At 35.0% G+C, this 26,898-nt stretch carries 32 protein-coding genes; 22 read left to right on the forward strand and 10 right to left on the reverse strand.

Features of this window, described 5'->3' with window-relative positions; all coding sequences use genetic code 11:
• Positions 1–2: 2 nt before the first annotated feature.
• The 6 genes from BAZ10_RS10540 (at position 3) to BAZ10_RS10570 (ending at position 7,472) form a co-directional block, all read left to right on the forward strand.
• Positions 3–3,296, forward strand: a complete 3,294-nt coding sequence (locus BAZ10_RS10540; protein WP_078772018.1) for a TonB-dependent receptor — start codon at positions 3–5, stop codon at positions 3,294–3,296.
• Between the two features lie 228 nt (positions 3,297–3,524).
• Positions 3,525–4,805, forward strand: a complete 1,281-nt coding sequence (locus BAZ10_RS10550; RefSeq protein WP_245803795.1) for a hypothetical protein — start codon at positions 3,525–3,527, stop codon at positions 4,803–4,805.
• 63 nt (positions 4,806–4,868) lie between these two features.
• On the forward strand, positions 4,869–5,612 hold the full coding sequence (locus BAZ10_RS10555; protein WP_078772021.1) for a hypothetical protein: 744 nt from the start codon (positions 4,869–4,871) through the stop codon (positions 5,610–5,612).
• 84 nt (positions 5,613–5,696) lie between these two features.
• The gene (locus BAZ10_RS10560; RefSeq protein WP_245803796.1) at positions 5,697–7,067 is read left to right on the forward strand and encodes a S41 family peptidase; all 1,371 of its coding nucleotides are present in this window, start codon (positions 5,697–5,699) and stop codon (positions 7,065–7,067) included.
• Positions 7,064–7,243 carry a hypothetical protein gene (locus BAZ10_RS10565; RefSeq protein WP_078772023.1) on the forward strand — a complete coding sequence of 60 codons (180 nt, stop codon included), beginning with the start codon at positions 7,064–7,066 and terminating at the stop codon, positions 7,241–7,243. The genes BAZ10_RS10560 and BAZ10_RS10565 overlap by 4 nt, the downstream gene beginning before the upstream one ends.
• Before the next feature lie 13 nt (positions 7,244–7,256).
• Positions 7,257–7,472 carry a hypothetical protein gene (locus BAZ10_RS10570; RefSeq protein WP_034869499.1) on the forward strand — a complete coding sequence of 72 codons (216 nt, stop codon included), beginning with the start codon at positions 7,257–7,259 and terminating at the stop codon, positions 7,470–7,472.
• Between the two features lie 22 nt (positions 7,473–7,494).
• Here BAZ10_RS10570 and BAZ10_RS10575 read toward each other — a convergent pair whose 3' ends face one another.
• The 4 genes from BAZ10_RS10575 to BAZ10_RS10590 are packed head-to-tail and all read right to left on the reverse strand — an operon-like array spanning position 7,495 to position 10,105.
• A complete protein-coding gene (locus tag BAZ10_RS10575; RefSeq protein ID WP_009085808.1) occupies positions 7,495–7,938 on the reverse strand; it encodes a universal stress protein in 444 nt (147 codons plus the stop codon).
• Positions 7,939–7,967: 29 nt separating this feature from the next.
• The gene (locus tag BAZ10_RS10580; protein WP_078772024.1) at positions 7,968–8,573 is read right to left on the reverse strand and encodes a fumarylacetoacetate hydrolase family protein; all 606 of its coding nucleotides are present in this window, start codon (positions 8,571–8,573) and stop codon (positions 7,968–7,970) included.
• A 51-nt stretch (positions 8,574–8,624) separates the two neighbouring features.
• Positions 8,625–9,389 carry a 3'-5' exonuclease gene (locus tag BAZ10_RS10585; protein WP_059326095.1) on the reverse strand — a complete coding sequence of 255 codons (765 nt, stop codon included), beginning with the start codon at positions 9,387–9,389 and terminating at the stop codon, positions 8,625–8,627.
• The gene (locus tag BAZ10_RS10590; protein WP_078772025.1) at positions 9,386–10,105 is read right to left on the reverse strand and encodes a CDP-alcohol phosphatidyltransferase family protein; all 720 of its coding nucleotides are present in this window, start codon (positions 10,103–10,105) and stop codon (positions 9,386–9,388) included. The genes BAZ10_RS10585 and BAZ10_RS10590 overlap by 4 nt, the downstream gene beginning before the upstream one ends.
• Before the next feature lie 241 nt (positions 10,106–10,346).
• On the opposite strand from BAZ10_RS10590, the gene BAZ10_RS10595 reads away from it, so the two are divergent.
• The 10 genes from BAZ10_RS10595 (at position 10,347) to BAZ10_RS10640 (ending at position 19,972) form a co-directional block, all read left to right on the forward strand.
• Positions 10,347–10,769: a DUF2147 domain-containing protein gene (locus BAZ10_RS10595; protein ID WP_078772050.1), complete on the forward strand. Its 423-nt coding sequence runs from the start codon at positions 10,347–10,349 to the stop codon at positions 10,767–10,769.
• Between the two features lie 96 nt (positions 10,770–10,865).
• Positions 10,866–11,360 (forward strand): RNA polymerase sigma factor, encoded by a 495-nt coding sequence (locus BAZ10_RS10600; RefSeq protein WP_078772026.1) that lies wholly within the window; start codon positions 10,866–10,868, stop codon positions 11,358–11,360.
• Between the two features lie 5 nt (positions 11,361–11,365).
• Complete coding sequence (locus tag BAZ10_RS10605; protein ID WP_034848761.1) at positions 11,366–11,974, forward strand: hypothetical protein; 609 nt, start codon at positions 11,366–11,368, stop codon at positions 11,972–11,974.
• 46 nt (positions 11,975–12,020) lie between these two features.
• Positions 12,021–13,004, forward strand: coding sequence for a pyruvate dehydrogenase complex E1 component subunit beta (locus tag BAZ10_RS10610; RefSeq protein WP_009085820.1), 984 nt, complete (start codon positions 12,021–12,023; stop codon positions 13,002–13,004).
• A 122-nt stretch (positions 13,005–13,126) separates the two neighbouring features.
• The gene (locus tag BAZ10_RS10615) at positions 13,127–15,109 is read left to right on the forward strand and encodes a KUP/HAK/KT family potassium transporter (protein WP_078772027.1); all 1,983 of its coding nucleotides are present in this window, start codon (positions 13,127–13,129) and stop codon (positions 15,107–15,109) included.
• Between the two features lie 23 nt (positions 15,110–15,132).
• Positions 15,133–15,612: a Fur family transcriptional regulator gene (locus BAZ10_RS10620; RefSeq protein WP_009094261.1), complete on the forward strand. Its 480-nt coding sequence runs from the start codon at positions 15,133–15,135 to the stop codon at positions 15,610–15,612.
• A 79-nt stretch (positions 15,613–15,691) separates the two neighbouring features.
• Positions 15,692–17,443: an OstA-like protein gene (locus BAZ10_RS10625; protein ID WP_078772028.1), complete on the forward strand. Its 1,752-nt coding sequence runs from the start codon at positions 15,692–15,694 to the stop codon at positions 17,441–17,443.
• A gap of 82 nt (positions 17,444–17,525) precedes the next feature.
• A complete protein-coding gene (locus BAZ10_RS10630; RefSeq protein ID WP_078772029.1) occupies positions 17,526–18,701 on the forward strand; it encodes an aspartate aminotransferase family protein in 1,176 nt (391 codons plus the stop codon).
• Between the two features lie 74 nt (positions 18,702–18,775).
• Entirely contained in the window at positions 18,776–19,162 is a 387-nt protein-coding gene (locus BAZ10_RS10635) for an START-like domain-containing protein (protein ID WP_078772030.1), read from the forward strand.
• 6 nt (positions 19,163–19,168) lie between these two features.
• A complete protein-coding gene (locus BAZ10_RS10640; protein WP_078772031.1) occupies positions 19,169–19,972 on the forward strand; it encodes an aminotransferase class IV in 804 nt (267 codons plus the stop codon).
• On the opposite strand, the gene BAZ10_RS10645 is transcribed toward BAZ10_RS10640, so the two are convergent.
• Positions 19,969–20,379, reverse strand: coding sequence for a hypothetical protein (locus tag BAZ10_RS10645; RefSeq protein ID WP_078772032.1), 411 nt, complete (start codon positions 20,377–20,379; stop codon positions 19,969–19,971). The genes BAZ10_RS10640 and BAZ10_RS10645 overlap by 4 nt on opposite strands.
• Positions 20,380–20,418: 39 nt before the next feature.
• On the reverse strand, positions 20,419–20,967 hold the full coding sequence (locus BAZ10_RS10650; protein ID WP_034869475.1) for a YqgE/AlgH family protein: 549 nt from the start codon (positions 20,965–20,967) through the stop codon (positions 20,419–20,421).
• Positions 20,968–20,989: 22 nt separating this feature from the next.
• On the opposite strand from BAZ10_RS10650, the gene pdxH reads away from it, so the two are divergent.
• On the forward strand, positions 20,990–21,634 hold the full coding sequence (gene pdxH / locus BAZ10_RS10655) for a pyridoxamine 5'-phosphate oxidase (protein WP_078772033.1): 645 nt from the start codon (positions 20,990–20,992) through the stop codon (positions 21,632–21,634).
• Between the two features lie 67 nt (positions 21,635–21,701).
• Here pdxH and BAZ10_RS10660 read toward each other — a convergent pair whose 3' ends face one another.
• On the reverse strand, positions 21,702–21,989 hold the full coding sequence (locus BAZ10_RS10660) for an HU family DNA-binding protein (protein WP_009085846.1): 288 nt from the start codon (positions 21,987–21,989) through the stop codon (positions 21,702–21,704).
• 400 nt (positions 21,990–22,389) lie between these two features.
• On the opposite strand from BAZ10_RS10660, the gene panD reads away from it, so the two are divergent.
• The 4 genes from panD (at position 22,390) to BAZ10_RS10680 (ending at position 24,746) form a co-directional block, all read left to right on the forward strand.
• Positions 22,390–22,740 carry an aspartate 1-decarboxylase gene (gene panD / locus BAZ10_RS10665; protein ID WP_078772034.1) on the forward strand — a complete coding sequence of 117 codons (351 nt, stop codon included), beginning with the start codon at positions 22,390–22,392 and terminating at the stop codon, positions 22,738–22,740.
• A 3-nt stretch (positions 22,741–22,743) separates the two neighbouring features.
• On the forward strand, positions 22,744–23,772 hold the full coding sequence (locus tag BAZ10_RS10670) for a lysylphosphatidylglycerol synthase transmembrane domain-containing protein (protein WP_078772035.1): 1,029 nt from the start codon (positions 22,744–22,746) through the stop codon (positions 23,770–23,772).
• A gap of 121 nt (positions 23,773–23,893) precedes the next feature.
• Entirely contained in the window at positions 23,894–24,394 is a 501-nt protein-coding gene (locus tag BAZ10_RS10675; protein WP_034869468.1) for an FKBP-type peptidyl-prolyl cis-trans isomerase, read from the forward strand.
• Positions 24,395–24,503: 109 nt separating this feature from the next.
• Positions 24,504–24,746: a VF530 family protein gene (locus tag BAZ10_RS10680; protein ID WP_059326106.1), complete on the forward strand. Its 243-nt coding sequence runs from the start codon at positions 24,504–24,506 to the stop codon at positions 24,744–24,746.
• Positions 24,747–24,752: 6 nt separating this feature from the next.
• Here BAZ10_RS10680 and BAZ10_RS10685 read toward each other — a convergent pair whose 3' ends face one another.
• The 3 genes from BAZ10_RS10685 to BAZ10_RS10695 form a co-directional block, all read right to left on the reverse strand.
• Positions 24,753–25,421 (reverse strand): hypothetical protein, encoded by a 669-nt coding sequence (locus tag BAZ10_RS10685; protein ID WP_245803797.1) that lies wholly within the window; start codon positions 25,419–25,421, stop codon positions 24,753–24,755.
• Positions 25,422–25,561: 140 nt separating this feature from the next.
• On the reverse strand, positions 25,562–26,179 hold the full coding sequence (locus BAZ10_RS10690) for a hypothetical protein (RefSeq protein ID WP_078772037.1): 618 nt from the start codon (positions 26,177–26,179) through the stop codon (positions 25,562–25,564).
• Positions 26,180–26,222: 43 nt separating this feature from the next.
• Positions 26,223–26,447, reverse strand: a complete 225-nt coding sequence (locus BAZ10_RS10695) for a hypothetical protein (protein WP_078772038.1) — start codon at positions 26,445–26,447, stop codon at positions 26,223–26,225.
• Between the two features lie 212 nt (positions 26,448–26,659).
• On the opposite strand from BAZ10_RS10695, the gene BAZ10_RS10700 reads away from it, so the two are divergent.
• A partial coding sequence (locus tag BAZ10_RS10700; protein WP_131828794.1) for a helix-turn-helix transcriptional regulator occupies positions 26,660–26,898 on the forward strand: 239 nt, incomplete at its 3' end.

Here is a 26,898-nt window from a genome sequence, read left to right on the forward strand (position 1 = left end):
AAATGAAAAAGAACTACCAGAGTATTGTTAACCTGAAAAGCATACTGCTACTAGCCGGCATTAGCTTAGTAGGTTTTCTGCCAGCGCAAAGCATTAGTTTTGCATCAGAAAATCTGACGACAAGGTTACAAAAAATTAGCCTGCAAACAGGCCGTAACATCGCATTTGATAATGCTATGTTGCAAAATACCAATGCCCCGTCTGTGGAGGGGGACTCCAAATCTGCTGAACAACTTATCCGTAAATCTTTGTCCGGTACAGCATTTACTTACCGTCCATTAGGAGAGAGTTCCTTTATGATTGTACAAAGAAATCAATCTCTTGGAAAAGGAAGGGTCTCCGGAAAAATATTAGATGAAGTAGGTGCTCCGCTTGCAGGAGCTGTAATAAGTGTTAATCCTGAAGGGATAACTATTGTAACAGGTAATAACGGAGATTTTTCCATAGAATTACCGGAAGGGCAATATACACTTACAATAAAGGCAAAAGGTTACAGTACTACAATATTGGATGATGTTATTGTAAAAAATAGCGAGACCAATCAGGTTTCCCTTAGTCTTAGCCCAATAGGTAAAGATGAACGTGTTATAAAAGAAGTAACAATTTCAGCAGCTAAAAAACAGAATACGATAAATGGGTTATTGGTAAGACAGAAAAAAGCGGCTGAAGTATCTGATGGAATTTCTGCTGAGCAAATATCCAAAACACCAGATAATAATGCTGCAGATGCTTTGAACAGAGTGACAGGAATTACGATGATGGATAATAAGTATGTTGTAGTTAGAGGAATGGGTGAGCGCTGGAATGAAACTGCATTGGATGGAATAACACAACCAAGTACAGATCCAAATAAAAAAACATTTTCATTCGATTTAGTTCCGGCTAATTTGATTGATAATATTGTAATTAGCAAAACTCCAACGCCAGATATGAATGCAAATTTTACTGGAGGTTTTGTGCAAATCAACACGAAAGATATTCCGGAACAAAATTTTTTCAATTTTACAATGGGTTCATCTTATAATGATCTCAGTACGTTTAAACAACAACTTGGTCGTAAAATTGGAAAACATGATTATTTTGGGGTTGATGATGGAAGGAGAGATTTGCCAAAAGCTAGTGTGAAAACTATCACTGAGCTGTCAAATGAAATAGGGGGAAAGGATGCTGCTAATAATCCATATCTATATGAGCAATCTAAGCTATTTGTAAATGATAATTTTACTACATATACTTATGGAACACCACTGGGAATAAATTACCAGATGTCAGCTGGTAGAATATTTAAGCTAAATAAAAATAATGACAATAAATTAGGGATTATTGCATCCATATCATATAGGAATAGACAAGAGAAAGAGCAAATTGATCAAATGACCAGAGGAGGCTGGTTGCAAGGGTTAGGTGATAATGTATCCAATGATCATGTGAATAGAAAATATGCTAATCAAGGAGCTACCTATAATTTTAATACCACATGGGGAGGATTGTTGAATGCAGGTATACAATTCGGGAAAAATAGAATATCTATTCGTAATTTATATACTAAGATTTTTAATAATGATTTTACTCAAGTAAAGGGATGGAATAATGATAGTGAGCCTAGTAAAAGCGATCCATATATAGAAGAAGTTAATAGACCTCTTTTTACAGATTTATTACAAAATAAAATAGATGGCCAGCATCAAATAGGACGTGTAAAGTTAGATTGGAACATAGCCCGTACTGAGATCAATAGAAATCAGAAAGATGTTACTTATCTTCTTTATTTTGTGGATAGAATCAATAATGAAGTGATTTATTCACCTGCTCTTGATGATATTGGAACATTAGGACGTTTTCCATTTGGAAGAGGGAATTATGATTATAAAGGAATAGACTGGAATTGGAATGCATCCTTGACTTTTCCATTTAAAATAGGAAATGCAAATCAGATATTTAAAGCAGGCTATTTTGGAGCAACAAAAAATGCAACTCAAGACTATTTTGAAGCTGGATTATATCATGTTTCACAAAACCTGAATCCTGAATTAAGGTTTTTATCGGCTGCAGAAAAACAAAATCCTAAATACTTTAATAAAGATGGTCTTGCTTGGGTTCCAACTTTTGCCGGAAATATGAAATATGAAGGTAAAGTATTCCAGCATTCACCTTTTGCAATGTTTGATAATCGTTTTGATAAATTTCGTATTGTGTGGGGGCTTAGAGCTGAATATTATGAGTATAAAGAAATATCGAATCCCAATGATGGCCGTATAGGGGTAAACAATAGCCTAAAACAGCCTGAAGAAAAAAAATGGCAATATCTTCCTTCAGTTAACTTTACCTATTCACCATGGAATAATTTTAATTTCCGTTTAGCTTATGCCAGAACTGTTTCCAGACCTCAATTTGCAGAAAGAAATCGCTTCTCATATTACGATCCTGTTTACTCTGCCTATATATGGAATAGCCCAGTTAAATCTTCAATAACTAATGGTTACGATTTTAAGGTTGAATGGTATCCTGAAGCAGGGGATGTCTTATCAGCAGGACTCTATTACAGAGATATTGCAGATCCGATCGAGATGTATAACTTCCTGACAGCAACAAATAAGAGTGAATTTTCATTGAGAAATTCTCATAAAGCTCAGGTATATGGGGTTGAGTTTGATGTACAGAAAAATTTTGGATTTATTACAGAGTGGCTTCGGAACTTGAAATTTACAGGTAATCTATCACTGAATAAGAGTAAAGTGGATGCTTATGGTAGTACAACAATAGATGAAAATGGAAAACCTTTTGAGATAAATGATAGAGGAGAAGCGGTAAGTAAAGAAATCATATATAGAGATAATCGTCCTTTATATGGGCAAGCTCCTTATGCTTTTAATCTTGGATTAGGATATTATGCAGATAGGTTAGGAATAAATGTTTTGTATAATAAAACAGGTAGAAAATATACATTGGTCGGGCAAGAAATGAGATATTCTGAAATGCAGAATCCTTATGGTAAAGTAGACGCTCAGATTAGTTATAAATTAATGAAAAATAAGCAGTTAGAAATTGTTTTGAATATTTCGAATTTATTTAATGAACAAGTTCTATTCTATAATAACCTTCCAAGCTATCAATACGATGCTGAGGTAAAAAATGAACCAAACAAGCCAGACCCTAGATTGGGTAATCCTATTTTTGAACGAAAACATTTAGTATTAAAAGATGGATATAGTGAAAATTATGATCAAGGAGATGTCATACGTTATAAAGCTTTTACTGGTAGAAGGTTTTCTTTAAGCTTCACATATAATTTCTAAAATATTCTTTTACCACTGCATAGTATGGAGTTTTCAAGTAAGAACCAATCACATTATAGTATAACAGAAACTCATCACATATTGCAGGGGCAAAGAAGCTTTCGCTCTGTAGAAAGTAAAAAAAGCAGAGAGCAAAGAGGGAACAGAATATTTGCCATGCTGTAACCAATTGCTCCCCACCAAATTGAAATTCTTCTAAAGATGGCAAAAGTAAAAAAATCAATTAATATGAAAAAACTTTTTTTAACTGCCTCAGTTGCAGCATTAATGTTAAACTCTTGTAGCCGTGAGGGAATAGCAGAACAAGACAATTTTAAAATGCAGTCTACAACTGCTGACTACACAGGTTTTCCTGCTGCGGTACAAACAGTAAGTGGTACTATCACTTCTAATACTACATGGACAAGTGACAAAGTTTGGGAACTTGACGGACAAGTTGATGTTGCTCCAGGGGTTACTTTAACTATTCAGCCAGGTACTTTCGTTAAAGGAAAACAAGGTACTGTTTCTGCTCTTATTGTTCTAAGAGGAGCTAAGATTAATGCAACTGGAACTGAACAAAACCCAATCATATTCACAAGTTATAGATTGTTGGATAATGATGCTTCTACTACTGCAACTCCAGGAGATTTTGGCGGTATTATCTTATTAGGAAATGCACCTGCCAATGTTAAAAAAACAATTGAAGGACTTCCTAGCTCTGATGATAAATATAAATTCGGAGGTGATTTAGGTACAAACGCTGCAGATAACTCAGGTATTTTAAAATATGTAAGAATCGAATATGCAGGTTATAATCTTTCTCCTGACAACGAAATCAATGGTCTTACTTGTGGTGGTGTGGGTAACGGTACTACTTTAGATCATATCCAGGTTTCTTATGGTAGAGACGACTCTTTCGAATTCTTTGGAGGAACAGTTAATGCTTCTAATTTAGTTTCATTTGCTGCAGATGATGACGGATTAGACTTTGATAATGGTTTTACAGGAACAATTACAAATGCTGTTGTAATCGCGGACAAAAACTCCACTCACAGCCAAAGTAGTGGAAAACCAGATTCTAACGGTATCGAATTAGATAACAATTCTCAAGCAGAAGATGCAAGCTTTGGATTATTGCCTAAGACGCACCCTACATTAAATAATGTAAGTGTTTATGGTGTTAATAATACAGGTGATGCTGCACTTTACAAATATGGTGCTAGAATCAGAAGAGGTGGGGAGATTACATTGAATAATGTAGTTATTACCGGATTTACTCATGGCTTAGTATTCGACGGAGATACTAATGCAGCATGGTCTTCAGTTAATAATTCCGGATTTAGCGGATTTACAGCTGCTGTTACACCTGCAGGATCAGTTAACAACACCAATTCAATTTTCAATGGATCGGCTAATACTTTCGGAGCATCAAGTCCATTCTTTGATATTCTTGATTTTAGTGGTTCAAACAAAGGGGCTTTCGTTAATGGTGATTGGACTCAGGGATGGGTACAATACGCTTTTTAATAAGCAAATAGTTTTAAATTTTCAGAGTGGTGGTTTCCACCACTCTTTTCTAAAATCAATTTTATGAAAACAAAGCAAAATCTATATTCTTTTCTTTATATCCTTTTCTTTTTTATTGTATTTACTTCCTGTTCTGATGACCAAAGGGAATATTACCCAGATAGAAAAGTAATGAAGGTAAATATCAAAGGGTATATTGCAAAAGATTCGTTACAAATAATAATGGGGAATACCATTGTTACCACAGACGATGGAAATAAAAAATATTTCAAAAATGCTGTAGATAAAAATGTTGATGCATTTGCTCCGTCTGTTTTTAGCCTTGTAGACGGAAAAGGAAAGGTGCTGACAACCAGGAATTATGAGGGAAATACCTTTAATAATAATTTCAAGTTTTTTTACGATGGTACAACCCTTATAGATAAAATACCCGATGTTCCCAAACCGACCATCGGTAATGTTGGGATCCTACTCGATTTTTCGGAGAGGAGAATAACCAAAACACCGCTTTCAGATATTGAAATTTATGTTTTTGCAACCAGATTGGGGAAAACTACAGATATTACAAGAGCAAAATTTAATAATGACGGGCAGGTATATCTGGATTTAGCTGTACCAACACAAAATACGGCTTTTACAATAGCACTTGTAAAGCCCGGAACAAAAATTTCTTATGTATCTACGATAAACTCAAGAATTAATCAGAATTCTGTAAGAGATAAAGGTTTAATGATGCTAATTCAGGAAACCGGAGATAGTGAAATAACTGGGATACAGGGTACTGAGCTTACACAATATTTAAATTAAACAGATTTAATACTAAATTAAAATATAGGTAATGCCAACTTTTGATATTTGAAGGATTTTTACTTACAAATTAATAGTTAGAAAATGAAAAAGTTAATGCGATGGTCTTTGTTGTGTTATACTATTTTATTCACAATATTATATTCTTGTCGGGCAGATGAGGATATGCTTAGTACATATCCGGCAGGGAGCAGCCAACAGGTCAATCAGTGGATGCTGAAGACTATGCAGCGCTATTATCTGTGGGCAGATCAAATACCTTCGCAAACAAACATTGATCAAAATCCTAAAGATTACTTCAAAAGTTTGTTGACAAAAGAGGATCAGTTTTCTGTAGCTATAAAAAAAGATGATCCGGGAACTATTCCGCAATCTGTACGTACCTTATTTGGTTTTGATTTTTCTGTAATACAGCAACAGAATCAGCTTACTTTTGCACTTGTAAAAATGGTATTGGAAGATTCACCTGCAAAACGTGCAGGATTACAGCGTGGAGATATTATTACCGGAATTAATGAGCTTAACGTTAGTCCGGAAAATATTAATAAGATAATGGCAATGGTCTCCGGATCACGAACTTTATCATTGAAGATCGCTGAGTTAAAAGATAACCAGCTGGTCTTTAAGCGTTCGGTAGATGTTCAGGCGATGCTTAGCTTTAATCAGCCTTTATTGTCTAAAATACTAGAGGTAAATAATGATAAAGCAGGTTATCTTTATCTTGCCGATTTTCAGGACGGGTTAGCAAGTTCATTAGTAAAACCGTTTCAGGAATTTAAGGGACAAAATATTCGTCACCTGATATTAGATCTGCGCTATAACGGTGGAGGCTCTGTTTCATCGGCTGCAGCACTTTGTGCGCTGATAACGGGTAAGCTAAAATCTGGAACACCTTTTATCGTTTATAAAGGAAATAAAAACGGCGGAACAGTAAGTCATTCAATTGATCAGGCATTTGCAAATGGGAATCAGAATATAAGCTTTGATGCTCTGAAAGCTTCTGCATTATCTTTGTCAGAAGTCTATATTATTACTTCTGCTAATACCGCTTCAGCTGCTGAGGTGGTTATTAATAATCTTAAGCCCTATATTAAAGTTACTCAAATTGGTGATAAGACGCTGGGTAAGGATATGGCGGCATTTACATTATCTGATACTGAAACGCCTGAAAATAAATGGGTCATTTATCCTATGGTGTACAAAATATTTAATATTCTGGATTCCGGAAATTATACCTCAGGAATCGAACCTGCTCTTATTGCAGACGAATATGCACAGCTTCCGTTACAACCATTGGGGAGTAAAGACGAAACACTATTAGCCTCCGCATTATTAGTGATAACAGGACAGGCAAGTAGCAACTTAAAAACAAAAAGCCACAACACAAAAAATATAGTTTTCCGCATTCTGGCAGAAAGTGAAAAACCTGAAAATTTTATAAAAATACCATTATGAAAGGAATAACAGCTTTTGAACATTTTAAGAATATCGAACGTATACGAAAGTTGCAAGACATTGAAGCAGAAGAGAAACTGCAGTTTATGTACATACGCTACGAAAAAGCAATTGCACGCTTAATTAATTCCAATGCACTGTATAAAGAGTGTATGATAAAATTGTCTGAACGCTAAAATAATTATAGTTATGAGACTTATATCCAAAGAAGATCATGCCCGGAATCTCCGAAAACTCCGGAAAAAATATGATGAGATTAATCCTGAACTTACTCAGGGAAAAGTCGAGGAGCTTAATGCAATATTTCTGGATTACCTGAATACCTGCAACGAGCTAAAGAATCTTATTTTTGCTTACCAGCGGGAGGTAGAAGCGGGTACTACAAAACAAAAGAGTAAGGTATAACCTTACTCTTCATATTTTATTTTTATTTAGCATCATGTATCGGGACAACCAATACCGGAATGCTGGATTTCTTAGTAATGGACTTTGTTAGGCTGCCAATAAATACATCGTACATACCGCTTCGTCCGTGAGAACCGATTACAATGTAGTCGGCATTTTTTTCTTCAGCAAATTCCAGAATAATAGAGGATGCTTCGCCTTGTTTTAGAAGGTGATCGCAGTCTATATCCTGTGCAATAATTCTTTGCTCCAGACGGTTTAGCTGTAACAGCTCTTCTTTTATTTCGGATTTTTCTATTTCAGGAAAATATTGGAAACCCATATCACCAATAGCAAATCCAATATCTAGTGGAGCAACATGGATAAGGCTTATTTTAGCATTTACCTCCTTAGCAAATTTTACAGCCTCGTCAATTAGGTATTCAGATCTTTCTGAAAAATCTATTGGCAGAACAATTGTTTTCATAAGCTTTCTTTCTTACTAAATTAAGAAAATTAATGGACTTTTACACTAAAAAGCTTCTCATTTTCCAGATAAGCATCTAATATATCATTTTCTTCAACTTTGCCAACGCCTGCAGGTGTACCCGTAAAGATAAGGTCACCAACACGAAGTGTGAAATATTGTGAGATATTGGCTATAAGCTTATTAATGTCGAAAATCATGTCTTTAGAATTGCCTTCCTGAACAGTCTGATTATTTTTTTTCAGCTCAAAATGGATTTCTTCTGTATTGAAATTTCCAACCGGAAAGAAATCACTTACAACAGCTGAACCGTCAAACCCTTTGGCTTTCTCCCACGGTAATCCTTTTTCTTTTAGCTTACTCTGCAAATCTCTGGCTGTAAAGTCTATTCCCAGACCAATTTGCTCGTAGTGCTTTGCAGCACTTTCCTCCTGAATGTATTTTCCTCCTTTGGATATTTTGATTACCAGTTCCAGCTCATAATGAATATCGTTAGAAAACTCAGGAATATAGAAGTCCGAACCCTTTAGAACCGAAGTGTCGGGTTTTATAAATAAAACAGGCTCTGTAGGAATTTCATTTTTTAGTTCTTTGGCATGTTCTGTATAATTTCTGCCGACACAAATTATCTTCATATTGTTTAGTATTAGCTATAGAGAGTATATACTCATATTAGCAATTATTCATTAAAATTTACTTTTCAGCTTTATAGCTGTTAATATCTTTTTGGTATACAACGGGAAGTCTGCATTTTGTATCCATCCGAAGTAACCAGGATCTTTATCGAATACATCCAGTACTTTTTGTCCTTTGTATTTTCCAAAAGAGAACATCTCCTCTTCCTTATCATTGTAGATAATAAAACCAGCTAAATCAGCACTTCTTTTATGGAAGGAAAATTCGCTTAAAGAATGTGCATCATCCCCTAATTCATCATATTTACCCACCTGTGCATCTAATATTTCGAAAGTTGCCAGAGTATCTGCTTCTGCAGAATGGGCATTCTCCAGAGATTTTCCACAATAGAATTGATATGCAGCGGAAAGATTTCGAGGTTCCATCTTATGGAAAATAGTCTGTACATCGATTGGTTTATGTTTTGACAGGTCGAAGTCGAAGCCAACTCTTAATAGTTCTTCTGCTAGTAAAGGAATATCAAATCTGTTGGAATTGAAACCTCCTAAATCGGAATCCTTAATCATATCAATGATTTTAGGAGCAATCTCTTTTAATGTAGGTTTGTCTGCTACCATTTCGTCTGTAATTCCATGAATATCACTGGATTCTTTAGGAATAGGCATTTCCGGATTTACCAGCCATGTTTTGGATTCACGTGAGGCATCCGGGAAAACTTTTAGGATGCAGATTTCAACGATACGGTCTTTAGATATGTTAATACCTGTGGTCTCCAGGTCGAAAATACAAAGAGGTTTATGTAATTTTAAATTCATATTTGCGTTAAATTTTTTTGAAATAATAAAGAAACAGCGATGTAATAGATCATACAAAGTGGTATGCCTGTAATTCCGAATACAGAAAGAAGTATAATACACCCTGCCAATAATGCTACTTTAGGATAATTATCCTGTAGCTTCATGGATTTGAATTTCATTGCAATCATTTTTATAGGGCTTATCAGCAACCAAGAACATAAAAGGCTTAGTATTATAAGTAATCCTGCATTTTCGAATAAAAATGAAAATGCGTGCTTTTCTCTGAATGCATAATACATACCGAACAGCAGAATAGTATTGCTAGGAGTATTAAGTCCTTTGAAGTAATATTTCTGGTCTTCGTCAAGGTTAAAAATAGCCAGGCGCAGACACGAGAAAAGAGTAACCAGAAGACCTATATATTTAATATCGAAAGGAAGACTTATTCCAAATGCCTGGTCTCCGAAACCTTCCAGAGCTTTATACATTGTTAATCCCGGAAGAAAACCAAAACTAACCATATCTGCAAGAGAGTCCAGCTGGACACCAAGGTCGCTGTTTGCTTTTAGTGCCCTAGCTACAAAACCATCGAAAAAGTCCAGTACAAGGGAACAGATAATACATAAAGCTGTAGTTTTATAATCCCCCAGTACAAGCTGGATAGCACCAACACTGCCGAAAAACAGGTTTCCAAGTGTCAGAGCATTTGCAAAATTATTCCGGATAAAATTCATGCAACAAAAATAGGGAGGAATTATGAATTATCAGGTATAATTGGGTGTTAAACACGATTCACCCGGTAAAACTGCTGCAAAAGAAACTATAGACAAAACTAACTAAGAAGGTAATAAGGAAAAGGTTTATAAATAAATAGCCGTTTAACAATAACTGTATTTGCGAGAAACTATGTAAAAAATAACTTTAAAGATTGTTTAATTCAGATAAATAATTATCTTTAAACAAATTTATATGAAAATGAAAAAAATAATCTTTAGCCTTGTTGCAATATTTTTCAGTGTGTTATCTTATGCACAGATTGAAGGAAAATGGAAGACTATAGACGATGAAACAGGAAAGCCTAAGTCTATCGTCGAGATTTTTAAAAAATCGGATGGTAAATATTATGGTAAAGTAATCCAGTTATTAATAAAACCTGCAGATCCTAACTGCTCTGGCTGTAAGGATGATCGTAAAGATAAACCTATCCTTGGTATGGAAGTAATCAGAGGACTGTCTAAAGACGGAAGCGAGTTTACAAAAGGAACGATTACTGACCCTAAAAATGGTAAGACATATAAGTGTACAATCAAAAAAGAAGGTGAAGACAAGCTTAATGTAAGAGGTTATATTGGATTCTCAGCATTAGGAAGATCTCAAACTTGGTATAAAGTAGATTAATATTTATCAAATATATTCATGAAAAGCATCAAAGAAATTTGATGCTTTTTTTATTGAAAAAGTGTAACGAAAAATAAAACAATACACTTATAGAGTATGCAGAGTAAGCAAGAAGAAAATTTTGTAAAGCAGATTACGGAAAACCAGAGGTTGATCCATAAGGTATGTAGAATTTATACTGATAATGAAGTAGATCATGAAGACCTTTTTCAGGAAATAACGTTGCAACTGTGGAAATCTTTTTCGGGATACAGAGGTGAAGCAAAATTCTCTACATGGATGTATCGTATAGCGCTGAATACTGCAATATCATTATTTCGGAAATCAGACAGGAAGATTCGGGCACAATCAGATGTCGATTTTGTTTCATTGAAAATAGAGTGTGATGAGTATATTGATGATGAAGATAAAATCAGGAATATGTATAAAATGATTCATAAACTTTCTGATATAGAGAGAGCATTAATTATGATGTATCTGGATGATAAAAGTTACAGAGAAATAGGAGACATTCTGGGAATAACAGAAGGAAATGCCCGTGTTAAAATGAGCAGAGCTAAAAATAATCTGAAATCACTTGTTAAAAAATAATGGCTATGGATGAACTGGAGTTATTGAAAAAGGACTGGAATAATGAGTCTGAAAATTTTAGAACATACTCAACTAAAGATATATATGGAATGATCAGGAAGAAGACAATGTCAATTACAAAAATTTTATTGTTAACAGGTTTTGCTGAGGCGATGTTGTGGACTGCTTTTTATTATGCAGATAGATCTTTTTCGGTCTACAGGCTTATAATTTTTCTGTTATTTTTTCTGTTAATTCTATATTTCTATTACAGATTGAATGCTAATCGTGATGTAAAAGAATTGATGCAAAATATTTTCAGGCTAAGAACAATTATTTTGGGATATGCCATTATATCTGGTCTGCTTATTATATTCGATAATATTATTAACTACAAAAATTATACACAGCATGCAATGGCTGGATTTAGGGAAGGTTGGAATGAACTTCCCAGAAACTCAGTTGATCCAGAGAGTTTGATCCCAGGATTAACAGGCTATGTAATATTTGGGATAGGACTGTGCTTTGTAGTGTTTATTATCTATTCAATTTATAAAAGATCTTATGGAAATATCCTCCATAAATTAAGGGCTAATTATAAAGAACTGACCAAATTAGAAGAAAGTAATGCATAATAAAATGAAAATGGTTATTTTTGTACTTTCAAATTAATTAAAAATTATGGCAGAATATACTTTTCGTGAGGTAATTGCACAGGCAATGAGCGAGGAAATGCGCAAAGACCAGTCAATATATTTAATGGGTGAGGAGGTTGCAGAATACAATGGTGCTTATAAAGCATCTAAAGGTATGTTAGCAGAATTCGGACCAGACAGAATTATCGATACTCCGATTGCTGAGCTTGGTTTCGCAGGTATCTCTGTAGGTGCGGCAATGAACGGATGCCGTCCGATCGTTGAATTCATGACTTTCAATTTCTCTTTAGTGGGTATTGATCAGATCATTAACAATGCAGCTAAAATTTTCCAGATGAGTGGTGGTCAGTGGAACTGTCCAATCGTTTTCCGTGGACCTACAGCTTCTGCAGGTCAGTTAGGAGCAACTCACTCTCAGGCATTAGAAAGCTGGTATGCAAACTGCCCGGGACTAAAAGTAGTAGTACCATCTAACCCATATGATGCGAAAGGTCTTTTGAAGACAGCTATTCAGGATAATGATCCTGTTATCTTCATGGAATCTGAGCAAATGTATGGTGATAAAATGGAAATTCCTGAGGAGGAGTACTATATCCCAATTGGTAAAGCCGATATCAAGAAAGAGGGTACAGATGTTACTTTAGTATCTTTCGGTAAAATTATGAAGTTAGCTATTCAGGCGGCTGAAGATTTAGAAAAAGAAGGTATTTCTGTAGAGGTTATCGATCTTAGAACAGTACGTCCTTTAGATTATGATACTGTTTTAGCTTCTGTAAAGAAAACTAACCGTTTGGTAATTTTAGAAGAAGCTTGGCCATTCGCTTCTGTAGCTTCTGAGATTACTTATATGGTGCAGCAAAAAGCATTTGATTACTTAGATGCTCCAATCAAGAGAATCACAACTCCGGATGCACCAGCTCCATATTCTGCAGCATTATTTGCGGAATGGTTCCCTAAACTGGAAAAAGTCAAAGCTGAGATTAAAAATGCAATGTACGTTAAGCAATAATAATGTAGATTAACAGATATTAAAACCTTCCTTTCCGGAAGGTTTTTTAATTTTGTCAAATAAATTTATACAACTTAGGGGTAATTTCTTATAAATTTGCGCTAATTTTTATATTTTAAAATATGTTAGGACTGAATGCACATATCGATACCAAGAAGTTAACCTTCATAGGTGTTTTAGTGTCATTAGGGATTGTTTTCGGAGATATCGGAACCTCTCCGTTATACGTAATGAAGGCTATTGTAAATGCCCGAAAAGAATCCGGGACACTGGATCCAATCTTCCTGGAAGGAGCACTCTCATGTATCATCTGGACACTGACCATTCAGACTACAATTAAATATGTACTAATTTCCCTCCGGGCTGATAACAAAGGTGAGGGTGGTATTCTGGCACTTTTCTCACTGGTGAAAAACCTGAAGAAGAAGTGGCTCTATATTATTGCAATTATAGGAGCGGCAACGCTTATTGCAGACGGAGTTATTACACCTTCTCTTACCGTAATGGCAGCTATAGAAGGTCTTGAAATATATAATCCTGAAACACCTGTGGTTACGATTACACTTATTGTATTAGTGGTAATCTTTACCATACAACAGTTTGGAACAAGCTTTATTGGTAAGTTTTTTGGGCCGGTAATGACGATCTGGTTCCTTATGTTGGGAGTATTGGGAATAATCCATCTTTTCGATTATCCACAAATTCTAAAAGCATTAAATCCTTACTATGCAGTAAGGCTTATAATCACATCACCTTCCATTATTGTTATTCTTGGAGCAGTTTTCCTGTGTACAACAGGAGCTGAGGCTTTATACTCGGATCTTGGACACTGTGGTATCAAGAATATCCGCGTTAGTTGGGTGTTTGTAAAAATCTGTCTTATTCTTAACTATCTTGGGCAAGGGGCATGGTTAGTAGGAAACTATCAACAAGTTTTTGCCGGAGAAAATCCTTTCTTTGCTATGATGCCGGAATGGTTTGTACTACCAGCAGTAATTATGGCAACTGCAGCCGCTATTATCGCCAGTCAAGCGTTGATTACAGGATCATTTACAATTTTCTCAGAGGCAATGTCACTTAACTTCTGGCCTTTACAAGAAATTGATTATCCTTCCGGGGTGAAAGGGCAAATGTATATTCCTAAAGTAAACTGGGGATTATTGGTGTTCTGTATTTTTGTTGTACTATACTTTAAAGAATCAGGTAAAATGGAGGCAGCCTATGGTCTGTCCATTACTGTAACTATGTTGATGACAACTGTTCTTTTAGTATTCTACCTTTTCAAGAAAAGAATTAATAAGTGGCTCGTTTTGTTATTTGCATTAGTATACCTTTCTTTAGAGCTAGGTTTCTTTAGTGCCAATGTGATCAAGTTCTTTGAAGGAGGCTGGATTACTGTATTCTTAGCCGGATTTATAGGTGTCTGTATGTATGCATGGTACAATGGAAGAATGATTAAAACTAAATTCATCAAGTTTGTAAAACTGGAGCATTACATATCTACTATCCAGGATATGAAACTGGATGAAACAATCCCTAAATATGCCACAAACTTGGCTTATTTCAGCCGTGCTAAAAATACACAGGAAATAGAATCCAAGATTATCTACTCTATGATTCGCTCCCAGCCTAAACGTGCTGATCATTATTTTATTCTGAATATTGTAAACCATGAAGATCCATATACTTATGAGTATAAAATAGATGAAATCCTTCCGGGAACTATTTATCGCATACATTTTATTTTAGGATTTAAGGTAGACAGGCTTATCAATGATTACTTCCAACAGGTATTAACGGATATGGTAGATGAAGGAATTATTCCGGACAGAAGTAGCCATCCATCTCTGAGAGCTCATAATATACCGCCGGATCTTAAATATGTAATTATAGACAACGTTTATATCAATGATTATCTTCTTACGATTCGTGAGAAAATTATTATGAATGTTTATAATTTTGTCCGTAAAATGGGTAGTAACGACTTTACTGCATTCGGTTTAGTTTCTCATAATGTGGTTGTAGAGTCAGCTCCGCTACTTTATAATCCGGTACGTGTACACAAAATCAAACAGGTTGGTTTTAATCGTTTTGATGAAGATTAATTTTTATGTTGTAAATTTGTACTATGATGGACCAAAAACAAAAGGAAAAAAATATTGAAACTGTAAAGAGTGTTTTGAAACAGTATTTACAGGATAAAGGGTATCGTAATACACCAGAACGTTACGCTATTATCGAAGAAATCTACAATCTGGATCACCATTTTAATGTAGATGACTTGTATTTGTTGATGATTCAGAAGAAATATCAGGTTTCAAAAGCAACAATTTACAACACGATCGAAATCTTTTTAGATGCAGGATTAATCCGTAAGCATCAGTTTGGGGAAAAGACACTTACCTCTTCCTCTTATGAGAAATCATATTTCGACAAGCAACACGATCATCTGGTGGTTTATAAGCCGGGATCTGATAAAGAAATTGATGAGATTATAGAATTTTGCGATCCGAGAATTCAGGGAATTAAAGAAGCTATAGAAAATGCATTTGGTGTAAGCATCGACAGTCATTCCCTTTACTTCTACGGGTATAAAAAAGATAACTAATCTCGTAAAGATATTATAAATAAAGCGCAAGGAGAGAAGCCTCTCTTTGCGTTTCAAGGTTTAATAGCGTTTCACATTCATGAAAAGAATCCTTTTTCTATTTCTTCTTATCCATATCACAGGGGCAGCGCAGACTGTTCCTACGACTCCTCTGAAAAAGGACCCTTACTTTAATCAGAGTAGTGCCCCGAAAACAAAACCTGGTACTACTCCGGAAAAGATTAAGCTAATCCATGCAGATAGTACGAATGTACGCCCCGAGCTGTATGAAGGAAATCCCTTCCTGAAAGGTAATGTGGAAGTACATCACCAGGGAAGTATCTTCAAGGGAGATGAGGTTGTTCTGTATCAGAAAGAAAACTTCATTAAAGCGAAAGGCAATATAGATATTACCAATCCGGACGGAACGCATCTTACGTCCAATGAAGCGGAATATGATGGTAATACCAGAAAAGCTATTGCGAAAGGTAATGTTGTACTTACAGATCCCAAGCAAACCATTAAAACAGAGACGTTGTATTATGACAGAAATGCAAATACAGCATATTTTAATGACGGTGGGGTCATTAATGTTCATCAGGACAACAGTGTTATTACAACCAAAATCGGAACTTATTATGTTAACGAGCAGCGTATTGTTTTCGATTCCAATTACCGTATTGTAAACGATGAATATATTACAGACGGAAAGAATGTAAACTATCTCCGGGGAGAAGGGGTTGCTGTATTTAACGGGCCAACAACTGTTACCAATAAAAAGAATCCTTCCAATTATGTTTATACAGAGCAGGGACGTTACCTGATGAACTCTAAAGAAGTCTATCTGAAGAAAAACTCACGTATTCACTATAACGGAAAAATCCTTACCGGAGACGATATGTACTTTAATCAGATTACAGGTTTTGGTAAAGCAATTGGTAATGTAAAACTGGATGATCCTGCTGAGAACAGGTATATACTGGGAGGTTACGGAGAAATTTATGAAAAAACGGATTCTGCAGTAATTACGGAGAAGCCATACGCTATAAAAGTACTGAAAACCGACTCTGTATATATTGCTGCTAAGAAAATCCTGGCATACCAGAAATTGGATAGTAAAACCGGGCAGAAGAAGAGCTATATGCGAGCTTTTAAGCAAGCCCGAATGTTTAAAACCAATGCGCAGGGACGTTCAGATTCTTTAGCTTATAACGAAACCGATGGTATTATGCATTTTGTTGGGAAACCTATTTTCTGGGCTGGTGAAAGACAGGTTACCGGAGATACTGTCAGAGCTTATTCCACACCTGATATGCAGCGTATTGATTCTGTGCGAGTGATGGGAGACGCTTTTGCTATCAGCAAGGTAGATTCATTGAATCTTAAAGATGAATTCAACCAGGTGAAAGGAAAGATTATGACAATTTACTTTCAGGAAGGTCAGTTGAAAGAAGCCAGAGTAAAAGGAAATGCTCAGGCTATTACATATGCTGATAATCAGGATGAGAAAACCAAAAAGGTAGACCGTATAGGTATTGCATATTCTACCTGTGGCGAAATTATTACTGAATTTGAAGAGAAAAAAGTACAAACGATAACATGTAATATTGGTGCACTCACCGACTTGTATCCTATGAGTAAAGTCGCAAAGGCGAAAAGATTTTTCCCGGATTTTAATTGGAATACAAAAGACCGGCTGCAGAGATGGCGGGATATATTCTTAGATACCCCGAATTATCCGGAGAAACAATATACCTCGGATAATACACTTTATGATGCCGCTCAGGGAATTATTAAGAGCAAGGAAGATGCTCAGAAAGCAAAAGAACCCAAACGGGTTAAAAAAGAATAATCTTAATTACGAAGTACAAAATAGAAGTACGAAAAAGGGGGTATTCATCTGATTTTTTAATAAATCAATCAAGAATTTTAAAATGAAACAAGAGTTTTATAAATATCAGGCGCAGACAACACAATTTGCTTCAGGATTCGAAGTGGAACGTGCAGAAGGAAGTTATATTTATGGTAAAGACGGGAAAGCTTATCTGGATTTTGTAGCAGGAGTTTCTGCCAATACATTGGGACATTCCCATCCGAAAATTGTTCAGGCTATTAAAGAGCAAACAGACAGATACCTTCACGTAATGGTGTATGGAGAATATGCACAGGAAAAACCTGTTGCACTTTGTCAGCTTTTAGCCGATGCTACACCTGCCCCGCTGGAAGTTACTTATTTGGTAAACTCGGGAGCAGAAGCTATTGACGGAGCATTGAAATTAGCCAAAAGATACACTGGCCGCGAGGAAATTATTTCCTTTAAAGATTCCTATCATGGAAATACCCACGGTGCACTAAGTGTTTCCGGTAATGAGACACATAAAAGAGAGTACCGTCCTTTGTTACCGATGATTAACTTTATTGGGTTTAATGAAGAAAAAGATCTGGAGCAGATTACAGAAAAAACAGCAGGAGTAATTGTTGAAACAATTCAGGGTGCTGCCGGATTTATTATGCCGGAAAATGAATTCTTTATAAAGTTAAAAAGAAGATGTGAAGAAGTTGGTGCATTACTAATTCTTGACGAAATTCAGCCTGGATTCGGAAGAACCGGAAAACTCTTTGCTTTCGAACATTTCGGAATTGTTCCGGACATCTTAGTGATGGGTAAAGGAATGGGAGGAGGTGTTCCTGTAGGAGCATTTATGGCCAGTGCCGAAGTTATGCAGACACTTTCACACTCTCCAAAATTAGGACATATTACAACATTTGGTGGAAATCCGTTAGTCGCAGCGGCATCTCATGCTACTCTATCTGAAGTACTGGAATCCGGAGTGATGGATGAAATGTATAGAAAAGAGCAGCTTTTCAGAGAATTATTGGTGCATCCGAAGATTAAAAAGATTAACGGAATGGGACTTATGTTGGCTGTAGATCTTGGAACTCCCGAGTACTGTCTGGATGTGGCAAAACGTTGTATGGAAAATGGACTTATTGTATTCTGGCAACTTTATAAAAATAATTTTATGCGCATTACTCCGCCTCTGATAATCACCGATGAAGAGATAAAAAAGGGGTGTAAGATCATAATAGACGCTCTCAATGAAAATTAATTGAGATTTTCTTCTCCCACTATTGTTAAAGTATAAACTAATTTATATATTGCGCAACCAAAAGTTGGTAATTTATGGCGAAAACAAAAGTACATTTTGAGTATCCAATGCATTGTCAATCAGAGATCTTGTATGAATATCTAGCAAGTGGTGAAGGACTGGCGGAATGGTTTGCGGATGATGTTGTGGAAAAAGGAGATGATTTCTATTTCAGCTGGAATGGAGGGGAACCCGAAAAAGCTACCATGATTCGTTATAAACCAGAAAGTTTTGTAAGATACAGATGGGAGGCAGATGAAGGGACAAAGAATTTTTTTGAATTGACTATCGTTATTGATGAGATCACCAATGACCTCTCTCTTAACGTTACAGATTTTGCAGATGAAGGGGATGAAGAAGAGGTACGACAGTACTGGGATAATCTTATCGAAAATCTACAGATAAAATTAGGTGCGGCTTAAAACATCATGATTAAGAATTTTCAAAATATACAAAAAGACCCGGCTAACCGGGCTTTTTTGTTCGGTGACGGAGTATGGGTTTCTTTTTATATCAGAAATAACGAGCTTATTCTGGCAGAAGAATGCTATTTCTATCTTATGGCTTCTATGCGGAAGCTCAGACTAAATATTCCACAGTCTTACACACTTGAATTTTTTAAACAATTGTTTCAGGAAGAAGTAATTGATAAAGGAATAAAGAATGCTATTGTCCGATTCTTTGCTTACAGAGGGAATAATGGCTCTAATCTGGCTAAAAATGAAGTAGAATATTATTTTGAGGCAGAGGAAGCAGAAGATGTTTTAACAAGTGCTAAAGACTATGAAATGGATCTTATAAAGGAGATTAATGTTAATACAAATCTTCTGAGCAATATTCATGTGCATTCTCCGGAAAATATATATGCAGGAATCTATGCATCCGAAAATGATCTGGATGATGTTATATTATTGAATCCTGATAAAAGAATTGCAAGAACATCACAAGGAAATCTTCTGTTATTAACGGATAACACACTGCGTGTTCCGAAACATACTGAAGGTGCTTATATCTCTCCATTGCTGGAATCATTCGTAACCTTTCTGGATAAAAAAGGATTGGCTCTTCTGGAAGAAGCCGAGATTATTGCCTTTGAAACTCAGAAAGCGGATGAAGTCCTTATGATTTCCGAAATGAGTGGAATACACCACGTAACAAAAATTAGAAATAAAGAGTTTTCTAAAACGAAATTTGCAAACTTATTAGAAGAGTGGCAAAATAGTTTTAGCTAAGCTTTCGCAAACTTTTTCAGTATCCGTAAGATTTTTTGAGCATCGCGGTCCCGGTAATCTTTTAAGTCAAAAGAATAATCCTGGGATGCTGTTTTAATGTTCAGAATCTTTTGGGTAAGGGAATACTTACTGACTTCATTAAAGTATATCAGCGTATTCTTTCGGGTATTAATTTTTATCTGAAGGGTTTTGCTGTTCCAGCCTACAAAGTTTTTCAGGATCAGATTCTGGACAATGGTTTTTCCAAATACAACAACAATAAATGCATACGCAGTCATCTTGTACCAGTAGAGCTGCTCATAAGATATGTTTTTTACAAAATTAAGTCCGATAACAGCGGTTACACCAATAATGATACTGGTAATATTGAAAATACTAAGCGCATTGTTGAAATAAATTCGTTTCAAAATAGTTCTGATTGTTATTTATAAATGATGACCCCCTGATTAGTTCTGAGAAATATCTTCAGGTGCATTGGCCCATAACAGAAATTCTCCGCCTAATCCCTGCATTATTTTTTTCCACAAGTTCTGGTCATTGGATTCTGTGTAATCCAGATTAATAACTTCTATAACTGTCCACATTTTATTTTTTACCTCGCCTTCAAGCTGCTGGGGAGACCATCCGGAGTAACCGGAAAATATTTTGATGTCTTTTGTTTCCAGTTCCTGTTTTACAATAAGCTCTATTACCTCTTCAACATTGTCTGTAAGGTAGTAGTCTTCATTGATTTCAGAATTTACAGAAGTAGCTCTTTCTCCATGAATAATAAAGAATATTTTGTCCTGAGATATAGGCCCGCCTTCATATACCTCAATATCATTTTGCATGATTTTATTGAAGCGTTTACTCAGGAAATTATTTTTCTTATTAAGGATAAGGCCAAAGGCTCCTGATTCGTTGTGTTCAATGATGAGGACAACAGAGCGGGAAAATATATCTCCGGAAATATCAGGTGTGGAGATTAAAATCTTACCTTTGTAGGAGTTATTCATATTCAAAAATAATATTTTTTCGATGGAAAACCTACACGACAGAAGAAAAGTTTATGAAAAAGCAGAATTGCTTGAAAGTCAAATCGAACAATCGCCTTTTGAAATGTTCAAAATATGGCTGAAAGCAGCAGAGGAAGATAAAAGCGTTGTAGAGGCCAATGCAATGGACGTCTCCACAGTAGATGCAGACGGTTGCCCAAGAACCAGAATCGTTCTGTTAAAAGAATATTCAGAAGAAGGATTTGTGTTTTTCACCAATTATAATAGCTACAAAGGAGCTGCTATAGCGCATAATCCTAAAGCTTGTCTTCACTTTTTTTGGTCCTCTTTGGAGCGTCAGGTAACTATTAAAGCTGAAATGGTAAAAACATCAGCACACGATTCCGATACTTATTTCCATTCACGTCCTCGTGGTAGCCAGATTGGTGCGGTAGTATCACCACAAAGCAGCGTTATTCCGGACAGAAATTTTCTTGAAGATAAGCTGGCTGAGACGGAGAAGCTATTCGAAAATAAAGAAGTAGAAAGACCTGAACATTGGGGAGGGTATATTGCTAAACCTTATGAGATTGAATTTTGGCAAGGACGCCCTAACAGATTACACGACCGTATTGTTTATACTAAAACTAAAGACGGTAGTTGGAAAACTGAACGTCTGGCTCCCTAAGGTTATAAGAGATATCATAAAAAAAAGCTGCCCACCGGGCAGCTTAATTTCTTTTAAGAAACTAGTATTATTTCTTTTTACCGTTTACAGCTTCTGCTAATTCAGAACCAGCTTTAAATTTAGCTACTTTTTTAGCAGCGATTTTAATTGGTTTCTTTGTAGAAGGGTTGATACCTTGTCTAGCAGCTCTTTCAGCTACGGAGAAAGTTCCGAAACCTACTAAAGATACTTTACCATCTTTTTTCTTCAATGTAGAAGATACATTAGAAATGAAAGATTCTAATGCTTTCTTAGCTGCTACTTTAGTGATATCAGCATCCTTTGCAATTGCGTCGATTAATTCAGACTTGTTCATAGTAAATAATATTTAAAGTTTAATTTAACTAATAGCAAATATAACACAAATTTTGTCTCATGCAAATAATTAGTGTTTTTTTTTAATAAAAGCATGCTAATACTTCTCAAAGGATTGAAATTTAATAATGCATGTTTTTACTAAAATGCTGCTTTACGAGTAACTAAAAGTGTGCCAAACGTCCATGACAACGTATTTTTAAAGAATTGTTAATATTTTGCTTTGAATTATCATATTTTAAATTTTAAGTGTTTATAGGGGTTTATTTAATGATTTTTATGAAAAAGGCTCATTATATGTAGGTTAGCAGTAGTCATATTACCTTTGACGTTTCTTTTTTTTAATATGTATACTTTCAAGAATTCTTTTGGCTTTCGCCGGAAACCAGTAAATTTGCATTATGCTAATAGAAGTTTTTAAATCCAAAATTCACAGAGTTAAAGTAACTGAATCAGATCTTAATTATATAGGTAGTATTACTATAGACGAAGATCTTATTGATGCGGCAGGACTTGTTGTGGGAGAAAGAGTTTACATTGTAAATGTGAATAACGGTGAAAGATTCGATACTTACGTGATAAAAGGAAAGAGAAATTCAGGAGAAATCTGCCTGAACGGACCTGCAGCACGTAAAGTACACAAAGGAGATGTCATTATTATTATTGCTTATGCACAAATGACTCCGGAAGAAGCCCAGGCATTCCAGCCAAAAATAGTTTTCCCGAACGAAGAGACTAACCTGTTAACTTAATAAATGGCAGAGGCTAAAAAAAATAATACACTAAAGACGGCCCTTACTATTGGAATATCTTTAGTGTTTGCTGCTTTTTTTATGTGGCTGGCTACAAGAGGACTCAATTTCTCAAAAATAAAAGAGGCTTTTGTTAAAGCCAACTATTTCTGGATTTTTGCAGCATTTGTCTTCGGGATTATGGCATACTGGATTCGTGCTATTCGCTGGAATATGTTTTTGGAGCCTATGGGCTATAAGATATCTAACTCCAATGCGCTTTGGACATTGTCCTTCGGCTATTTAATGAATCTTACTATTCCCCGAAGCGGAGAAGTTGCAAGAGCAACAGCTTTATATGGTGTAGAAAAAGTTCCGGTAGATAAATCTTTTGGAACCATTATCCTGGAAAGGGTGGTAGATCTGTTCTTCATGATGCTATTTTTGCTGCTTACCGCAGTCTTTAAATATGAAGCACTGATCTCTTTCTATAATTATCTGACAAAGCAGAAAGAGAACACACCACAGCAAGAACAAGGTTTTCCATGGAAATGGTTAATAGCTGGTTGCATAGGATTAGGAGTCATAGTTTACATTGCTTTTCGTAAAAAATTACAGCAAACTTCCATATATACTAAAGTTATAAACTTTGGAAAAGGGCTTGTAGACGGATTGAAATCTATAGTGCAGATAAAGAATAAGCCAAAGTTTTTTCTGTATTCAGCAGGGATCTGGACTTGTTACTATTTTGCTGCTTATTTAATATGCTTTGCATTACCCGAAACTTCTTCCTTTGGGTTTGCAGACGGATTTTTCCTGATTACAGTAGGAACATTAGGAATGATGGTGCCGGCTTCTGGAGGTATTGGTGCATATCACCTGGCATTGAAGTTAGGTGTTATGGGACTCTTTTTGGCTTGGGGCAAAGATCCTGAGGCTGGAGCCGAAGTAGGTTTAAGCTATGCTTTCTTATCGCATACACTTCAACTATTTATTATGTTGTCTATGGGGCTAATCTCTATACCACTTTTGGCAAAAGCCAGAAAAATATAAAGGCTGAGCATATCTTTATTTCAGATTACATTTAAATCAAAATATTATCTTTGCATATAACGATAGCAATAAAATGCTATTATAATACAATAACAGGGGGAAGTCCCTATAAAGAAAGAACATGACAATAGACAACAATCATGTAGTTGCTTTAAACTACACACTTCATACAATTGAAGAAAACGGTGAGAAAACTTTTGTTGAGCAAACAACAAGTGAAAACCCATTAACATTTTTATATGGTGTTGGAATGATGATTCCTAAATTCGAGGAAAACATCAAAGGTCTTACAGTAGGTGATAAAACTTCTTTCACAATTGCTCCTGAAGAAGCTTATGGTGAAAAAGATCCTAATGCATTGGCTCAATTACCAGTAGATATGTTCAAAGAGTCTGGTATGCCACCAGTAGGAGCTATGCTTCCTTTATCTGATAACCAGGGGAATAATTTTCAGGCTATCGTTGTAGAGGTTACTCCGGAGGTTGTAATCGCAGATCTTAACCACCCAATGGCTGGTAAGACATTAAACTTCGATGTTGAAGTTTTATCAACTCGTCCTGCTACAGAAGAAGAGCTTTCTCATGGTCACGCTCATGGTGTTGACGGTACAGAAGGTCACTAAAAAATAAACGCCCGGCTTTTTGCCGGGCATTTTTATTTCAATCAAAGACGGTTTCCTGTTTGCATTAGTATATCAGGAATTTTTATTTTCCTATTTTTGCCAAAAAAAGATGGAACAGCAATCTAAAGATCCTTTACACGGAAAGAAACTAGTCGATATTCTGGAAGAATTGGTAGACTATTATAAGGGTTTTGAAGAGCTGGGAAATCAAATTAATATCCGCTGTTTTACTCATGATCCGAGTATTGCCTCTTCTTTAAAATTTCTCCGCAGAACTCCATGGGCCAGAACCAAAGTGGAAAGCCTTTATCTATATGTCTTAAGGCAAAAAAAGAAAAAGGGGTTATTATAAGAATTTCTAATTATCATAAGCTTGTAATATACTGAAGCTTATAGCTATTGGGTCTGAGGATGAATAGATGTGTTTACTCCATATTTCTTCATTAGGACCGTAGCTACCAGTATAGATGTCTTCTTTAGTTTTTGAAGTGTATAAAGACATTATTATATCATTTATTTTTTCGACTTGATAGGTTCCGATATCAGCAATTATCCGAATACTGATAAAAAAAGCATTGTTTTTTAACCTTATATTGAATCTTCTTAAATCAATATAAAGTTTTCCTTTTTGAACTGACAAATCTGAAAGAGGAATAATAAAGTTTTCCTTGTTTAATTTTTCCTTTAGGGTTAATTTGGAACTATTACTAAAATCATAAAAATCCAGCTTTATAAAATATAGATTTGTTATTTTTCTTTTAGGATATAGGGTGATAGATTTTAACTGTGCATTATCCTTAAAGCTCCCCTTTAATATTTTTCCATAGTGATAACCTGTAGAAACATTGTAAATAGAATTTCTTTTAATCCTATCTTCAAAGTTTAAAGTTTTTAATGAAGAAATTACAACTTCCGGAATGATATACTCTTTGGTTTGTAATAGAATAACGGAATCTTTTGAAGCTGCCCGGACGGATATATTCTGGTATCTGTTGTCAACAACCTCAAAAGCTTTTGAAGTTTTCATTTTGAGTTTACCTAAAGAATCTGAAAAAAAGACACGATTATTAATCTTTATTTCACAGTATTTTACTGGCAGATTAGAATCTAATTCCCTAAAATAAATGGTGTGTTGACTAAATAATTGTATAAAGGGAAATAAGAGTGCTAGTTTTTTATACATTTTGAATCAACGTTTATTGATGGAAATAATACCTTATTCGATTTGTCAAATTTCAATGAGCTGTCTTCTATCCAAAAATTAATATCGTTTCCTCTTATATACATTTTAGTATGTTTACTTTTGGTAGAATAAACAGATAATCTGGTTTTTCTATTATTCACTTTATCAGCTTTGTTTTTTAGAAGAGTAATTCCAATAAAGAAAGGCTTATCAGTAGAAAGGTTAATTGTTGGATGTATTTTAAAAATAATTTGAAAATCACTTTTAATACCTGACAAATGTTTAGAAAAAGAAGCTGTATTTTTAATTTCTTCACCAATTATTCCGTCATTATCAGCGTAGAACTTTAATTGGAATATAGACGGACTATCAGAAAAAGGCTCATAATTCTTAACATTAATTGTTAATTTATCAACGAAACAGTTCTCTTTAATCTTTGTGTACTCTATTGCAAACTCTTTATCATCTTCAATGTTGACAGAACTGGATGACTTATCTACTGTAAGTTTTATTTTATTTGTGATGTAAATAGTGTCAATAATTTTTTCCTGAGAGAATAAAAATGATGAAGGAATAATCGTAAATAAAAGTAAATATTTCATAATTGGATTAAAATAAAAAGAGGATTTCTCCTCTTTTAAATTACTATTCAGGTATGCATGAAGCCCAATCTCCGGTAGCCTTTACTCCAGTGGGAATCCAGAAAACATAACTTTTTTTCAATACAGGAGCTTCATATCTATCTCCTCCCATCCACATACGTTTTCCTAAAACAGTTTCTGAACCAAAAAATTTGGCCTCTAACAGAGCTATCCCTACAGTAAATGTTAAGAAAACTGCGGTGCTTAAAATAATTGTTTTCTTTTTCATATTAACAAGTATTTAATGATTTTAGTAAGCCTACTTTCTTTTTTAAGGTCATTTTTCAGCATCTTCTGACCATAAGTTTTCGCGATAACTTTTCTCAAATGTGACTAATTATTTATTTAAGTATGATATACTTTGGTTGTTTTTTTAATAACTAAAATATTATGTTTTTGTTTAAATATTTAGTATATTTTTGACTTAAAAACACATTTGTTATGAAAATTTCAATTAAACTTAGAAAGTTAAGAGAACAGGAAAAGTCTAGTCAGGCAGAAGTAGCTGATGAGTTACAAGTCTCTCAGACAGCTTATAATAAATGGGAAACAGGATCTGCTAAGCCTTCTTTAGAAAATATAATAAAGTTGTGCAATTACTACAATATTGGTATTGCAGATTTATTAGATGATAATCTGAAAATTTTGTCGGATGATATTGTAAGTACCCCATATTTCAG

Origin of the sequence: Elizabethkingia occulta (genome assembly GCF_002023715.1) — a bacterium.
GTDB classification, from domain to species: Bacteria; Bacteroidota; Bacteroidia; order Flavobacteriales; family Weeksellaceae; genus Elizabethkingia; species Elizabethkingia occulta.